This is a genomic window from Pseudomonas sp. fls2-241-R2A-110 (assembly GCF_030209165.1).
In the GTDB taxonomy this organism is placed as follows: Bacteria; Pseudomonadota; Gammaproteobacteria; order Pseudomonadales; family Pseudomonadaceae; genus Aquipseudomonas.
Genome location: NZ_JARVSN010000035.1, coordinates 21,828 through 35,883, shown reverse-complemented (window position 1 = coordinate 35,883; position 14,056 = coordinate 21,828). Strand labels below are relative to the sequence as shown.

14 protein-coding genes and 1 riboswitch are annotated in these 14,056 nt (G+C 60.1%); of the genes, 6 read left to right on the top strand and 8 right to left on the bottom strand.

The window, feature by feature from the left end:
- Positions 1 to 74 precede the first annotated feature (74 nt).
- Positions 75 to 305, bottom strand: a riboswitch (cobalamin riboswitch).
- A 154-nt stretch (positions 306 to 459) separates the two neighbouring features.
- Together QRN31_RS26250 and QRN31_RS26245 are read left to right on the top strand one after the other, a co-directional pair.
- Complete coding sequence (locus QRN31_RS26250; protein WP_285435509.1) at positions 460 to 1,044, top strand: hypothetical protein; 585 nt, start codon at positions 460 to 462, stop codon at positions 1,042 to 1,044.
- Between the two features lie 67 nt (positions 1,045 to 1,111).
- A complete protein-coding gene (locus QRN31_RS26245) occupies positions 1,112 to 2,425 on the top strand; it encodes a PQQ-dependent sugar dehydrogenase (RefSeq protein ID WP_285435508.1) in 1,314 nt (437 codons plus the stop codon).
- A 117-nt stretch (positions 2,426 to 2,542) separates the two neighbouring features.
- Here the strand turns inward: QRN31_RS26245 and QRN31_RS26240 are convergent, their stop codons facing one another.
- The 6 genes from QRN31_RS26240 to QRN31_RS26215 all read right to left on the bottom strand — a co-directional run bounded on the left by QRN31_RS26240 (position 2,543) and on the right by QRN31_RS26215 (position 7,942).
- Positions 2,543 to 3,196, bottom strand: a complete 654-nt coding sequence (locus QRN31_RS26240; RefSeq protein ID WP_285435507.1) for an O-methyltransferase — start codon at positions 3,194 to 3,196, stop codon at positions 2,543 to 2,545.
- Between the two features lie 22 nt (positions 3,197 to 3,218).
- On the bottom strand, positions 3,219 to 3,755 hold the full coding sequence (locus QRN31_RS26235; protein WP_090181674.1) for a C40 family peptidase: 537 nt from the start codon (positions 3,753 to 3,755) through the stop codon (positions 3,219 to 3,221).
- Between the two features lie 222 nt (positions 3,756 to 3,977).
- Positions 3,978 to 4,619, bottom strand: a complete 642-nt coding sequence (locus tag QRN31_RS26230; protein ID WP_285435506.1) for a C40 family peptidase — start codon at positions 4,617 to 4,619, stop codon at positions 3,978 to 3,980.
- Between the two features lie 214 nt (positions 4,620 to 4,833).
- Entirely contained in the window at positions 4,834 to 5,538 is a 705-nt protein-coding gene (hda, locus tag QRN31_RS26225; RefSeq protein WP_010456804.1) for a DnaA regulatory inactivator Hda, read from the bottom strand.
- A gap of 230 nt (positions 5,539 to 5,768) precedes the next feature.
- Positions 5,769 to 6,842 carry an AI-2E family transporter gene (locus QRN31_RS26220; protein WP_285435503.1) on the bottom strand — a complete coding sequence of 358 codons (1,074 nt, stop codon included), beginning with the start codon at positions 6,840 to 6,842 and terminating at the stop codon, positions 5,769 to 5,771.
- A 38-nt stretch (positions 6,843 to 6,880) separates the two neighbouring features.
- The gene (locus QRN31_RS26215) at positions 6,881 to 7,942 is read right to left on the bottom strand and encodes a DUF2066 domain-containing protein (RefSeq protein ID WP_285435502.1); all 1,062 of its coding nucleotides are present in this window, start codon (positions 7,940 to 7,942) and stop codon (positions 6,881 to 6,883) included.
- 383 nt (positions 7,943 to 8,325) lie between these two features.
- Between QRN31_RS26215 and purM the strand changes: the two genes are divergently transcribed.
- Genes purM through QRN31_RS26200 form a run of 3 tightly spaced genes read left to right on the top strand, consistent with a single transcriptional unit; the run spans position 8,326 to position 10,756 of the window.
- Positions 8,326 to 9,384, top strand: coding sequence for a phosphoribosylformylglycinamidine cyclo-ligase (gene purM / locus QRN31_RS26210; protein WP_010456810.1), 1,059 nt, complete (start codon positions 8,326 to 8,328; stop codon positions 9,382 to 9,384).
- Entirely contained in the window at positions 9,384 to 10,034 is a 651-nt protein-coding gene (gene purN / locus QRN31_RS26205) for a phosphoribosylglycinamide formyltransferase (protein WP_285435500.1), read from the top strand. Before purM ends, purN begins: the two co-directional genes overlap by 1 nt.
- A gap of 8 nt (positions 10,035 to 10,042) precedes the next feature.
- Complete coding sequence (locus tag QRN31_RS26200) at positions 10,043 to 10,756, top strand: DUF3108 domain-containing protein (protein WP_222585299.1); 714 nt, start codon at positions 10,043 to 10,045, stop codon at positions 10,754 to 10,756.
- Between the two features lie 64 nt (positions 10,757 to 10,820).
- On the opposite strand, the gene QRN31_RS26195 is transcribed toward QRN31_RS26200, so the two are convergent.
- Both QRN31_RS26195 and QRN31_RS26190 read right to left on the bottom strand, forming a co-directional pair.
- Entirely contained in the window at positions 10,821 to 11,999 is a 1,179-nt protein-coding gene (locus QRN31_RS26195; RefSeq protein ID WP_285435498.1) for a cystathionine gamma-synthase, read from the bottom strand.
- Positions 11,996 to 13,372, bottom strand: coding sequence for a pyridoxal-phosphate dependent enzyme (locus tag QRN31_RS26190; RefSeq protein WP_285435496.1), 1,377 nt, complete (start codon positions 13,370 to 13,372; stop codon positions 11,996 to 11,998). Before QRN31_RS26190 ends, QRN31_RS26195 begins: the two co-directional genes overlap by 4 nt.
- Positions 13,373 to 13,623: 251 nt before the next feature.
- Between QRN31_RS26190 and QRN31_RS26185 the strand changes: the two genes are divergently transcribed.
- Positions 13,624 to 14,040: an OsmC family protein gene (locus QRN31_RS26185; RefSeq protein WP_222585296.1), complete on the top strand. Its 417-nt coding sequence runs from the start codon at positions 13,624 to 13,626 to the stop codon at positions 14,038 to 14,040.
- Positions 14,041 to 14,056 lie beyond the last annotated feature (16 nt).

Here is a 14,056-nt window from a genome sequence, read left to right as displayed (position 1 = left end):
CTCTCCGTTGAGGCTGGATAACGGCGGGCAGGCACAAGAATAGACGGCAAGAAGCCTGGCATCGCCCACCGTGATGCCGCTGGATGAATCAGGCCGGTCTCCGGGCTCATGAGCGGCGTTCGCCTGACTGCGCGCCTTCCCATGTCAGTCGACACAGTGGCTCAAAGCGCAGCTTTTCACTCATTTACCGTTGCGGGGGCAGCGCCGGGATCGTGCTGTTCATGAGTTGAACCAACGCACTCACCGGCTTCCCTGTTTCACTCTGTCGACCAAGGCCACAGAGCACCTGAAACAAGCCGCGAAGGTTAGAGGGTTGGGGGTGGAGCGTCAATTAAAGCCGGGGCGCCACCGGGCGAATAACAGCCGCTGATCAAAAATATGACGCCAATCTTGTGCCACGCGCGCCGCAATGATATCAAAGAGCCACAATCCCACATCACAATAACAAGGGTAAGCCACATGCAAGGCATGATCATCAGCAATCCGAAGCTGGAATTCCTGCGCCCGCTACTGGAACGCTGGTTTGACTGTATCGACCGCTACAACGCGGTGCGCGGTGATAACGACACACCTTATTGGTACGACGAAAAAGCCAACCTTGGCCTGCTCGCTGCCGCGGCGTGGATGGCGGAAATGGTTACGCTGCAGCAGACCCCGACGCGCAAGCAAACCGAAGAAGGCGAACGCAACGGTCGCGCCGATCTGTTTATCGCCACCCCCGAGGAGCGCGCCTACCTGCAGGCCACTCAACGCTGGCCACGGGTCAATAGCCTGAATCTGACGCAGGCCTTGCAGGACATCACCTGCGATGCCAAACGGATCAGCTATGCCAGCGACCTGAAACTCGGCTGCCTGTTCGTCGCGCCGCAAAAAGCCCAGCAAAGCGCGACACCGGAAGAACTGCAGGACATGGTCGACGACCTGCAAAAGGAACACTGCTGCGCCGTGGCCTGGTATTTCCCGTACGCCTACCGCAAGTTGCGCAGCGAAGCCGGCAACTATCACCCGGGCATTGCCGTGCTGCTCAAGGAAGCCCGCGGCTGATGGGTTGAACCATCGCACCACTGATCTTCTCTATGATTAAGTCACTGCATTCATAGGGAAGATCAGTATGCGCAAGCCCCAGCTCGTTCTCGTTATCGCGCTCGCCGGAGGGCTCGCCGCTTGTGGTGAAACTTCCAGCCTGCAAGTCACCGACGGCACCGGCCCGTCCCCCAAGCTGCCCGAACCGAACAAAACCCTGATTCCGACGGTGAATATCGCTCCGGCAATCGGCTGGCCGGCCGGTGCAAAACCCGCTGCCGCGCCAGGCACTCAAGTGGCCGCGTTCGCCGAAGGACTCGATCACCCGCGCTGGCTCTACGTGTTGCCCAATGGCGATGTGCTGGTGGCTGAAACCAACGCGCCGCCCAAACCCGATGACGGCAAAGGCGTTAGAGGCTGGGTGATGAAGAAAGTCATGGGCCGTGCCGGTGCTGGCGTCCCCAGCCCTAATCGCATCACCTTGCTGCGAGACAAGGACCATGACGGCATCGCCGAAACCCGCACGGTGTTCCTGGAGAACCTCAACTCGCCCTTCGGCATGACCCTGGTCGGCAATGACCTGTACGTGGCCGACACCGACCGCTTGCTGCGCTTTCACTATGAAAATGGCGACACGGCGATCAAGTCGTCGCCCATCAAAGTGGTCGATCTGCCAGGGGGCACGCTGAATCACCACTGGACCAAAAACGTCATCGCCAGCAAGGACGGCAGCAAGCTCTACGTCACTGTCGGTTCCAACAGCAACGTCGGTGAAAATGGCCTGGACAAGGAAGAAGGTCGCGCGGCGATCTGGGAAGTCGATCGGGCCACGGGCAATCACCGGATCTTCGCCTCGGGGATTCGCAATCCCAACGGCCTGGCCTGGGAGCCGCACACCGGCGCCTTGTGGACGGCAGTCAATGAGCGCGACGAAATCGGCAGCGATCTGGTGCCGGACTACATCACCTCAGTGAAGGATGGCGCGTTTTACGGCTGGCCTTTCAGCTATTACGGCCAACACGTCGATGTGCGCGTCGAACCGCAAAACCCGGACCTGGTGGCCAAGGCGATCGCCCCGGATTATGCCGTTGGCCCGCATACCGCTTCGCTGGGCTTGTCTTTCGCCGAGGGCAACACACTGCCGGCGCAATTCAAGGAAGGCGCCTTCATCGGCCAGCACGGCTCATGGAACCGCAAGCCGCACAGTGGCTATAAAGTGATTTTTGTTCCGTTCGCAGGAGGCAAACCGAACGGGCAACCGGTGGACGTGCTGACCGGTTTCCTTAACGACGATGAGAAAGCCATGGGTCGGCCAGTGGGCGTGGTGATTGATCAGCAAGGAGGGTTGCTGGTGGCCGACGATGTGGGGAACAAGGTGTGGCGCGTTTCGGCGGTGAAGTAACTGCAACACACACCTTGTAGGAGTGAGCGTGCTCGCGATTGCGTCAGCATAGTCAGCAATGACGTAGCCTGACGGATCGCTATCGCGAGCAGACTCGCACCCACAGGAGCATCGCGTTTAGCGTTTGCGGCACAGTGTCAGTCCATCACCCAATGGCAACAACGACAGATCCACCCGCAAGTCATCCTTCAAGGCACGATTGAGCGCCTGGATGGCTCGTGTGTCCGCACTCTCGGGATTGCTCTCCAGCACTCGCCCGCTCCACAGCGTGTTGTCGAACACCGCCAGACCGCCGACGCGCAACAGACGCAATGCATGCTCGAGATAATTCGGGTAGTTGGCTTTGTCGGCATCAATGAAGATCAAATCGAACTGTCCCGGCTCATTCAGTGCAGAGAGGGTTTCCAGTGCAGGCGCAAGACGCAGATCAATTCGTTCAGCGAGCCCTGCTTCCTGCCAGTAATGACGTGCGATGGCGTTGTAGTCGCCAGGAATATCACAGCAGATCAACGAACCGTCATCGGGTAACGCTGCAGCCATGCACAGGGCGCTGTAACCGGTGAACGTACCGACTTCCAGCAAGCGCTTGGCACCGATTAGTTTCACCAATAGAGCGAGGAACTGCCCCTGCTCCGGCGCCACCTGCCAGCGAGCCATCGGCATCGCCTGGGTTTCATCACGCAGGCGTTTGAGCAGCGGCGTTTCCCTCAGGGAAACGTCGAGCAGGTATTGGTACAGGGAATCATCGAGGTTGAGTGTGCGAGCGGTCATGACACCCTCTTCGGACAGGACGCTACGGATTGCGCGCCAGGTGCTCAGGCTGCAGAACGCGCTTGGCGCTCAGATAAGCCTTCTGCCAGTAAGCCTTGGACAAGCTGTCGAGCTTCACCGTGCCGCCGGTGGCCGGCGCATGGACAAAACGACCTTCGCCGACGTAAATCCCGGCGTGGCTGACCTGAGAACCGCCGTTGGTGGCGAAGAAAATCAGATCGCCGGTTTGCAGGCCTTCCTTGCCAACGTTGGCCGCCTGCATGGTGATCAACTCGCGAGTGGTGCGCGGCAGGGAAATGCCGGTGACATCACGGTAGACGTAGCCGATCAGGCCGCTGCAATCAAAACCCGAATCCGGCGTGTTACCGCCCCAGCGATACGGCGTCCCCACCAGACCCAGCGCGCGGAACAGCACGTCTTCCGCCTCGGGCGAAAAGGGTTGCGGGTTGCCGAAGACAATGGGCGCCCGGACCACCGGAGCAGGCGGCGGTGTGTGGCTGGCGCAGGCGCTGAGCAGCGCTGCGAAGAACATGAGTGCGAGGCGGGCCGACATAGTCATAAACAGAACATCCTGATCTGGCGGCGGCTTTTTTTTGCCGAAAAGGCAGAAAAGAAAACCGCCTGCGCAGGACGCAGGCGGTTTGCCATCAATAATAGATCAGGATTCTAGCGCCTATGGGCCAAACTTCAAGTAAGACTTTAAGTTCGCCTTACAAGTTGTCCGCCTACTCCCTTGCAGAGAGGCGTTTTGTCGCCACCGAGGTGGCGACAGACTGAATATTTACTTGCGAGCGGTGACCACGGTCGGAGCCATCGCGAGGGCGCGCTTGGCTTCGATGAAGGTCTTGCTCCAGTAGCTATCGCCCAGATTATCGACCCGGACACCACCGCTTTTGCGGCTGCTGGAGTGGATGAACTGGTTGTCACCCAGGTAGATTCCGGCGTGACTGACACGACCGCGACGACCATTGGTGGCGAAGAACAGCAGGTCACCCGGCTTCAACGCACTACGAGCCACTAGCGGCGCGTCGACGTTGATCATTTCGCGAGTGGAACGCGGCAGGTTCATGCCGGCCTCTTCACGAAACAGATAGCCGATGAAACCGCTGCAATCAAAGCCAGCCTCGGAGGTGCCGCCGAAACGGTAACGGGTACCGATCAGGGACATGCCACGTTCGAGGATGCTGTCGGCCAAAACCGGAAGCTGGTAAGACTTGCCATCGGCGAAGTTTGCCAGTTCTTTATCGGTGGCCACGCCGTCTTGGTAAAGCTCTTCCTGGAAAAGAACGGAAGAAGACTGGGCGGTCATTGAATTTTTGAACTGTTGTTGTTGCTCTTGCTGGGACACTGGAGAGTGGGCAGCGCAACCGAACAACAGGGTAACGAGTGCGAGAGGCACGAGGGGTGCGAAGCGCTTTAGCATGGGCACGACCGTGGCTGATTAGTTTTAAAGAAGCCGCGACTATGCCCGCTATCATCCTCATTTGCAAATTCAATCGAACTTTATGTGACTTCCTGGTTTCGCGTAAACATCTAAGCGCTTAAGCCCCTTTTAGACGCCTGCGCAGCCTGCAACCCGTAGGAAAGCGGATTTTCTGGCGCCTGAAATATGCCGAAACCCCCGCCAGGCTTGGGTTTTACCAGCCTAAAGTTTCTTTCAGGAACGGAATGGTCAGCTTGCGCTGAGCTTGAAGAGAGGCCTGATCGAGGCGCTCAAGCAGCTCAAAAAGTGCACTCATGCTGCGGGTGCCGCGAGTCAGAATAAAATGCCCGACTTCATCGGTCAGGTGCAGGCCGCGACGAGACGCACGCAGTTGCAAGGCACGCAATTTGTCTTCGTCCGAGAGCGGACGCATCTGGAAGATAAGTGCCAGGGTCAGCCGCGATTTCAGGTCCGCCAGCTTGACCGGCAATTCGCGCGGCGAGGTCGATGCAGCAATCAGCAGACGTCGACCGCTGTCGCGCAGACGATTGAACAGATGGAACAGCGCCTCTTCCCAATCCGCACGGCCGGCGACCGCCTGCAAATCATCCAGGCAGACCAGTTCGTATTGTTCGAGGTTGTCGAGGATCGAAATGCCGCGATCCAGCAGCTCGGCCAACGGCAGATACACCGCCGGCTCTCCCAGTTGTTCGAAGCGCAGGCAAGCCGCCTGCAACAGATGCGTACGCCCTACCCCGTCCTTGCCCCAGAGATAAATCAGGCTTTCGGTCCAGCCGGCATCGGCTTCGCATAGCCGCTCGACATAGCCGAGTGCAGCGGCATTGGCGCCTGGGTAGTAATTGATAAAGGTAGCGTCGTCACGCAGACGCACACCTAGGGGCAGCTGAATCGGTTTCATGCTGACTGAACAGTTCCAAAGGAACCGTTAGTGGCCTCTGTGTAAAGTTTGCGAAGTTTATACCCGTGGGGCGGGTCGCACAATGCGACAGACCATAAGCAAAATCAAAGGTTTGCGTTAGCACCCGGGTTTTATGACAGTTTCTTTGGCGGGGGATGTGACAGCGACACAGGGGAAGCAGGCCAGCCCGGCGTGAAACCGGGCTGCCAGCGACAGGTTATCAACGCACCTTATAGCTCCGGTTCGTCGACCCCACTGTACATATCAGAATCCTTATACAAATCATGCACATGGCGCACCAGAACCATGATGACCGCCGCCACCGGCAATGCCAGCAACACCCCGGTAAAACCGAACAGCTCACCACCCGCCAGAATGGCAAAGATCACCGCTACCGGGTGCAGACCGATCCGGTCACCCACCAACAGCGGCGTCAGCACCATGCCTTCCAGCGCCTGCCCGACCATGAATACCGCGACGATACCCAGCATGGGGTAGAGGTCACCACCGAACTGGAACAACCCGGCAATCAATGCCGCACCGATCCCGATGACAAAGCCCATATAGGGCACGATCGCCGCCAGGCCTGCGATCAATCCGATCAACAACCCCAGCTCCAGCCCGACCAGCATCAGCCCGGCCGCGTAGATCACGCCCAACGCCACCATCACCAGCAATTGCCCGCGTACAAACGCCCCAAGCACCTCGTGGCACTCACCCGCGAGAATGACGACGCGCTCTTCACGATCCCGAGGCAGCAGGCTGCGGATCTTGCCCACCATCACATCCCAATCGCGCAGCAAGTAGAAGCTCACCACCGGGATCAACACCAGATTGGCCAGCCAGCCGATCAACGCCAGCCCCGAAGCGGTCGCCTGGCTCAGCACCACCCCGACAATGTCGGTGGTCTGGCCCATGTGTTCGCTGATCGCAGCCTTGAGCTTGTCGAACTTCCAGAAGTTATCCGACAGCCCGAATTTCGACTGCGCCCACGGCAATGCGGTGTGCTGCAACCAATCGAGCATTTGCGGCGCCAGTTCATACAAGCGAAACAACTGCTTGGCGAGCATCGGCACCAACACCAGCAGCAGCGTCGTGAAGATCAGGGTGAATAGCGCGAACACCGCCACCACGCCCCAGGTGCGTGACAGGCCGGCCTTCTCCAGCCGGTCAACCAACGGATCGAACAGATAGGCCAGCAGCAACGCAACCAGAAATGGCGTGAGGATCGGATGCAACAACCAGACAAACGCGCAGAGCAGAACCACTCCACCCAACCAGAACCAACGCCGCGTATCGGCCATGTACCACTCCCTATGCATCTATATAAAGAAAGAAAACCTTACCAACGGAATCGCAACTGCGGCACCGGTGCCGGGGTTGGCGCGGTTACAGGCGCCGAACCCTGGGCCAGCGGCTGCACAGGCGTCGCCGGTGCAGGTGCCTGACCGGCCGGAACCTCTTGCAACTTCGCCAGGGACAACTGCGAACGCAACTGTTCAACGCTGCCATTGACCCGATAAAGAATGCGCTCACCGTCAACGCTTTGCAGATGCGCACCGAAGGGCTCCAGCAAGCGCCCGAGCGCGGCGTATCGCTCCAGGTTCATGCCCTGAACTTCCAGCAATTGTTCCCCCGAAGCCCCCGGCTTGACCACAAACCGCGGCGCCAGTCGCTCACTGACGGCCAGCATCACCGCATCGGCCACAGCGGCCTGATCCGCGCCTTGCACGCTGCCCGCCTCCTTCTTGTCGCCCAGCCACAAATTCCACTTCGCCTGCCACTGGCCACCCTCTTCACGGGCATGCACCGCGAGCAAGGCATCAGCGTTGTAACGATCCGATGCAGCACGCAGGGGCGTCGCGTCCGTGCCTTCAAGGTGCGGCGCCGTGGCGACCAGTTGCTCGCTCAGGTCCGCCAACGGCAATCGCAGCGGCAGACCGCGGTGTTGAGCCGCGCGACGCAGCGGCGCGGCGCTGGCCTGGCCATCGCCCACCAGGCTGGAACCCTCGGCGGAGTCGTTCAGCCACCAACTCAGGATCGAGGGCCGATTCGCCCCCCATAACGACAACCCGGCCCGGCGCAGCGCCTGCTCGGTGGTGGCCGGGTCGAAATCGACCTTCAGCACTTGCGGCGGGCCGGCGTCAAAACCGTACTGACTGATGATCTGCTGCGGGTCCTTGCGCAGTGCTGCCAGCCCCGGGCTTTGCACCGACTTGGGATCGCCCGTCAGGCGCAGCACCAGTGTGTCCAGCGCGCGCTGCGTCGCCTGGTCACGCTCCTCGGCCGACTGACTGCCGACAGGCTCGCGCACCTGATAAAGGCCTTTGACGGTTTCGGCATGACTCGCCAGGCTGACCAGTGATAAACAGCCTGCAAACACATATCTGGAAATAAAACGCATGGAAGATTCCTGACGACAAGAGCGGCTGGAACAGACCGCATGAAGACGATCGAGCAAGGCTGTGACCACAGCCCTGCGCAAAACATTCACCACGATCTGACGAAGTTTTCGCACTGTCATAACGATAGACGGTTAATCGCGCTACCTTATACAGCCATCAAGGAGGCGACCAACACGGGCCACAACGGTTTTTTTCAACCGATATGCCCCTGCCGTCGGCCTGAGGATGGCCGCTGCCCCTCAAGCCTGATAAAATCGCGCGCCTTCGCAGACCGGCAACAGCCGGGCACCCTGAAATTCGCGGACGGCACTCGCCTTCGTTAGTTTCAGCGGTCCCACTGGACTCGGTCGTTACCCCTGAATCCCCCCTAAAGGCCTGGATCATGAGCAAGCAACCCTCCCTGAGCTACAAGGACGCCGGTGTAGACATCGACGCCGGTGAAGCATTGGTCGAACGCATCAAGAGCGTCGCCAAGCGCACTGCGCGCCCGGAAGTCATGGGCGGCCTGGGCGGTTTCGGCGCCCTCTGCGAAATCCCGGCCGGCTACAAGCAGCCCGTGCTGGTTTCCGGCACCGACGGCGTGGGCACCAAGCTGCGCCTGGCACTGAACCTGAACAAGCACGACAGCATCGGCATCGATCTGGTGGCCATGTGCGTTAACGACCTGGTGGTTTGCGGTGCCGAGCCGTTGTTCTTCCTCGACTACTACGCCACCGGCAAACTGAACGTCGAAACCGCGACCCAGGTCGTGACGGGTATCGGTGCAGGCTGCGAATTGTCCGGCTGCTCCCTGGTCGGCGGCGAAACCGCTGAAATGCCAGGCATGTACGAAGGCGAAGACTACGACCTGGCCGGCTTCTGCGTCGGCGTCGTGGAAAAATCCGAAATCATCGACGGTTCCAAAGTCGCTGCTGGCGATGCCCTGCTGGCCCTGCCATCTTCCGGCCCGCACTCCAACGGTTACTCGCTGATCCGCAAGATCATCGAAGTGTCCGGTGCCGACATCGAAAACATCCAGCTCGACGGCAAACCGCTGACCGACCTGCTGATGGCGCCGACCCGCATCTACGTGAAGCCGCTGCTCAAGCTGATCAAGGACACCGGCGCGGTCAAAGCCATGGCCCACATCACCGGTGGTGGCCTGCTGGACAACATCCCGCGCGTACTGCCAAAAGGCGCCCAAGCGGTGGTTGACGTTGCGAGCTGGACCCGTCCTGCCGTCTTCGACTGGCTGCAAGAGAAAGGCAACGTCGACGAAAATGAAATGCACCGCGTGCTGAACTGCGGCGTGGGCATGGTCATCTGCGTCGCTCAAGAGCACGTTGAAACCGCGCTGAACGTGCTGCGTGAAGCCGGCGAGCAACCTTGGGTCATCGGTCAGATCGCCACCGCTGCCGAAGGCGCAGCCCAGGTTGAACTGAAGAACCTCAAGGCTCATTGATGTCCCAGACCTGTGATGTGGTGGTGCTGTTGTCCGGCACCGGCAGTAACTTGCAGGCCTTGATCGACAGCACGCGGACCGGCGACAGCCCGGTCCGCATCGCTGCGGTGATTTCCAACCGCGCCGACGCCTTCGGCCTGCAACGCGCCAGGGACGCGGGTATCGAAACCCGCTTCCTGGATCACAAGGCTTACGAAGGCCGCGAGGCCTTCGATGCCGCGCTGATCGAACTGATCGACGCCTTCAATCCCGAACTCGTGGTACTGGCCGGCTTCATGCGCATTCTCAGCGCTGACTTCGTACGCCACTACGCGGGTCGCCTGCTCAATATCCATCCCTCGCTGCTGCCCAAATACAAAGGGTTACACACTCATCAGCGCGCGCTGGAGGCCGGCGACACCGAGCACGGCTGCTCCGTGCACTTCGTCACCGAGGAACTCGATGGCGGACCACTGGTCGTACAGGCAGTAATACCGGTAGAGTTGCATGACTCGCCGCAGAGTCTGGCGCAGCGGGTCCATGCTCAAGAACACCTGATCTACCCAATGGCCGTACGCTGGTTTGCCGAAGGGCGTTTAGCACTCGGCGAGCAAGGAGCTTTACTGGATGGGAAGTTACTCGCGGCCAGCGGCCACTTGATTCGAACCTAGGAGATTTTATGCGTCGCGCCCTGCTCTTCGCTTGCGCTCTGCTCGCCCTGCCGTTTGCGCAGGCTGCAGAACTTCAACCCTTCTCCGCCAGTTACACTGCAGACTGGAAACAGCTGCCCATGAGCGGCACCGCTGAACGCAGCCTGACCAAGCAAGCCAACGGCGCCTGGAAGCTCAGCTTCAAGGCGTCGATGATGATCGCCAGCCTTACCGAAGAAAGCACCCTGACTCTGGACAAGGACACCTTGCTGCCACAGTCCTACCACTTCGAACGCGGCGGCCTGGGCAAAGCCAAGAAAGCCGACCTGGACTTCGACTGGACCAACAAGATGGTAACCGGCACCGATCGCGGTGACCCGGTCAAGGTCCCGCTTAATCGCGGCATGGTCGACAAATCCACTTATCAGCTGGCCCTGCAACACGACGTGGCCGCTGGCAAGAAAAGCATGAGCTATCAGGTTGTCGATGGTGGCGAAGTCGATACCTATGACTTCCGCGTACTGGGTTCGGAAAAAGTCGACACCAAGGCTGGCCAGATCGATGCGGTCAAGGTCGAGCGCGTGCGTGACCCGACGCAAAGCAAGCGCATCACCGTGCTGTGGTTCGCCAAGGACTGGGATTACCTGCTGGTCCGCCTGCAACAGGTTGAAACCGACGGCAAGGAGTACAACATCATGCTCCTGGACGGTACGGTCAACGGCAAGACTGTCAAAGGCAGCTGATCCGGTTCGACACAAGAATCCGGAATCCACCAAGGATTCCGGATTTTTTTATGCCTGCTGTTTTTCAGATCTTCGCCAACGCCTGGGCCAGATCGGCGCGCAAGTCTTCGACATCCTCGACCCCCACGGACAAACGCACCAGCGCATCGCCGATGCCAAGCTGCGCGCGGGTCGCAATGGGAATGGTGGCGTGAGTCATGATCGCCGGGTGCTCGATCAGGCTTTCCACCCCGCCCAGGCTCTCGGCCAAAGCGAATATCTGCACGTTTTCAAGGAAGCGTCGGGCCCCAGCCAGGTCGCTGTTCAGATCAAGGGAAATCATCCCGCCGAATCCGCGCATTTGCTGCCGAGCCAGTTCGTGCTGCGGGTGCGACGGTAAACCTGGATAGTAGACGCGCGCCACCTGCGGCTGACGCTCCAGCCATTGCGCCAGCTCCAACGCGTTGCTGCAATGGCGTTCCATACGCAGCGCCAGGGTTTTCACGCCACGCAGGGTGAGGAACGCATCAAACGGCCCGGCGATCGCGCCGACCGAGTTCTGCAGAAAACCCAGGCGCTCGGCCAGCTCCGGGTTCTGCCCGACCACCGCGATGCCGCCGATCACGTCGGAGTGACCATTCAAATACTTGGTGGTCGAGTGCAGCACGATGTCGAAGCCCAGCTCCAGCGGACGCTGAATCCAGGGGCTGGCAAAGGTGTTGTCAGCGACACAGATGATGCCCCGCTGGCGGCAGATACGCGCGACAGCGGCGAGGTCCGTCAGGCTCAGCAACGGATTGCTGGGTGTCTCGACCCAGACCATTTTCGTCTCGGGCTGCAGTGCCGCTTCGAATCCCGCCAGGTCTGTCAGATCGACGAAGCTGAATAGATGCCCGGCACTGCGTTTGCGCACCTTATCGAACAGTCGAAAAGTACCGCCATACAAATCATTGCCGGAAACAATGTGCGAGCCCGCGTCGAGCAACTCCAGCACCGTGGAAATCGCCGCCAGCCCGGAGGCGAACGCGAAAGCCTGGGTGCCGCTTTCAAGGTCCGCCACGCAGCGTTCCAGCGCGAAGCGCGTCGGGTTATGCGAGCGCCCGTAATCGAAGCCCTTGTGCACGCCGGGACTTTGCTGCAAATAAGTGGAGTTAGCGTAAATCGGCGGCATTAACGCACCGGTGGTAGGGTCCGGGGTCTGTCCGGCATGGATCACACGGGTGCCGAAGGCACGGGGCGCAGCGGTTTCATCGTGTTGACTCATTTAAGGGATCTCCGTAAGTGATTGAGCATGTCGACTCGGGTAATCAAACCGTGGAACCCCGCAGCATCGGCGATGATCGCCACCAAACCGCGATCGAGCTCCGCTTGCAGTTCGGCCAGACTGGCGGCGGCAGGCAGAGTTTGCAATTTGTCGGTCATGGCGCTGGCCACGGGCATGCGCAAGTGCGAAGCGTCTTCGTGTACCCCCAGCAGAATATCGGACTCATCGATCACGCCGACCAGGCGCTTTCCGTCCGCCAACACTGGCAGTTGTGACACATCCGCCAGGCGCATGCGCTGAAAAGCCGTCAGCAGCGTGTCATCCGGGCCGACGCTGATCACCCGGCCATCCTCGAAGCGCCGCGCAATCAGGTCGCGCAAGTCGCCATAGCGCTTGTACTGCAACAGGCCTTGATCGTTCATCCACTGATCGTTGTAAACCTTCGACAGATAGCGGGTGCCGGTGTCGCAGACGAAGCTGACCACGCGCTTGGGCTCGGTTTGCTCTCGGCAGTAACGCAGCGCTGCCGCCAGTAATGTGCCGGTCGACGAGCCACCCAGAATGCCTTCGGCGCGCAGCAATTGACGGGCGTGATCGAAGCTTTCCTCATCGCTGATCGAGTAGGCGTGGCGCACGCTGGACAGGTCGGCAATCGACGGAATGAAGTCTTCGCCGATGCCCTCCACCGCCCACGAGCCCGCCTTGCCGAGGACGCCGCTGCGACTGTATTCAGCCATCACCGAACCGACCGGATCGGCCAGCACCATTTCAAGGTTGGGTTGCACACGCTGAAAGAAACGGGTCAAGCCGGTCAACGTGCCAGCCGAACCGACACCGACGACAATGGCGTCGAGGTCATGCTGGGTCTGCGCCCAGATTTCCGGCGCGGTGCTGCACTCGTGGGCCAGCGGATTGGCCGGGTTGTTGAACTGATCGGCGAAGAACGCATCGGGAATTTCCTGCGCCAGTCGCGCCGCCACGTCCTGGTAATAATCGGGATGGCCCTTGCCGACATCCGAGCGAGTGATGTGCACCTCGGCGCCCATCGCCTTGAGGTGCAAGACCTTCTCGGTGGACATCTTGTCCGGTACCACCAGCACCACGCGATAACCCTTGGCGCGTCCGACCAGGGCCAAGCCGAGGCCGGTGTTGCCGGCAGTGGCCTCGACGATGGTTCCGCCAGGGCGCAGACGGCCATCGCGCTCGGCGGCGTCGATCATCGCCAGGCCAATACGGTCCTTGATCGAGCCGCCGGGGTTCTGTGATTCGAGCTTGAGGAACAGGGTGCAGGGACCGGTATCGAAGCGGCTGACGCGCACCAGCGGCGTGTTGCCGATCAGTTCGAGCACGGCAGGGCGGGAGTCGTTTGGCATGTCGTAACCTCACTGCGAAAATCCGCATTGGATGGACAGCAACGGGCGATGAAACTCGTGCCAATCGCCGGTAATGCCTCGCATGGAACATAGGCACGGATTGCCTCCTCCGCAACCTTCTGCGGCTGGCCGGTCACATCGCCGGCTCATGGCAGCGTGTAAGAAAGTGGAACGCGCAAGTGCTGCAATGCTCTATACCTTCAAGGTCTTTTTTGATCGAATGTCCTTTCCTGATGCCTGCGAGGTTTCCCATGACCGTTACCGTCAATACCGTTTCCGCCGATGGTTTGCGCCACAGTGTCCAGATCGATGACCACGAACTGTTTGCCGATGCGCCAATCTCGGCGGGCGGCGAAGGCTCGGCACCCGAGCCACACGACTATTTCGATGCCGCACTGGGTGCCTGCAAGGCGCTGACGCTGAAGATGTACGCGAAGAAGAAAGACATTCCCCTGACCGGCGTGACGGTCGAGGTCAAGCGTGACAACAGCGAAGAGCAAAAAGGCAAATACGCCCTGCACGTCAAACTGACCCTCAAGGGCGTGCTCACCGATGCTCAGCGCGAAGAGCTGCACCGCGTGGCGGATCGTTGCCCGGTGCATAAACTGATGACCAGCACTGAAGTCAGCATCGAAACCCATCTGTCCGAAGGTGCCTTCAGCCAATAGCGGCAACGGCTGCGCA

Coding starts and splice junctions, on each gene's coding strand:
- QRN31_RS26250 (WP_285435509.1), top strand. CDS start 460: ATGCAAGGCATGATCATCAGCAATCCGAAGCTGGAATTCCTGCGCCCG.
- QRN31_RS26215 (WP_285435502.1), bottom strand. CDS start 7,942: ATGCGTTTTATTTCCAGATATGTGTTTGCAGGCTGTTTATCACTGGTC.
- QRN31_RS26230 (WP_285435506.1), bottom strand. CDS start 4,619: ATGCTAAAGCGCTTCGCACCCCTCGTGCCTCTCGCACTCGTTACCCTG.
- QRN31_RS26220 (WP_285435503.1), bottom strand. CDS start 6,842: ATGGCCGATACGCGGCGTTGGTTCTGGTTGGGTGGAGTGGTTCTGCTC.
- QRN31_RS26185 (WP_222585296.1), top strand. CDS start 13,624: ATGACCGTTACCGTCAATACCGTTTCCGCCGATGGTTTGCGCCACAGT.
- purN (WP_285435500.1), top strand. CDS start 9,384: ATGTCCCAGACCTGTGATGTGGTGGTGCTGTTGTCCGGCACCGGCAGT.
- QRN31_RS26200 (WP_222585299.1), top strand. CDS start 10,043: ATGCGTCGCGCCCTGCTCTTCGCTTGCGCTCTGCTCGCCCTGCCGTTT.
- QRN31_RS26235 (WP_090181674.1), bottom strand. CDS start 3,755: ATGACTATGTCGGCCCGCCTCGCACTCATGTTCTTCGCAGCGCTGCTC.
- hda (WP_010456804.1), bottom strand. CDS start 5,538: ATGAAACCGATTCAGCTGCCCCTAGGTGTGCGTCTGCGTGACGACGCT.
- purM (WP_010456810.1), top strand. CDS start 8,326: ATGAGCAAGCAACCCTCCCTGAGCTACAAGGACGCCGGTGTAGACATC.
- QRN31_RS26240 (WP_285435507.1), bottom strand. CDS start 3,196: ATGACCGCTCGCACACTCAACCTCGATGATTCCCTGTACCAATACCTG.
- QRN31_RS26190 (WP_285435496.1), bottom strand. CDS start 13,372: ATGCCAAACGACTCCCGCCCTGCCGTGCTCGAACTGATCGGCAACACG.
- QRN31_RS26245 (WP_285435508.1), top strand. CDS start 1,112: ATGCGCAAGCCCCAGCTCGTTCTCGTTATCGCGCTCGCCGGAGGGCTC.
- QRN31_RS26195 (WP_285435498.1), bottom strand. CDS start 11,999: ATGAGTCAACACGATGAAACCGCTGCGCCCCGTGCCTTCGGCACCCGT.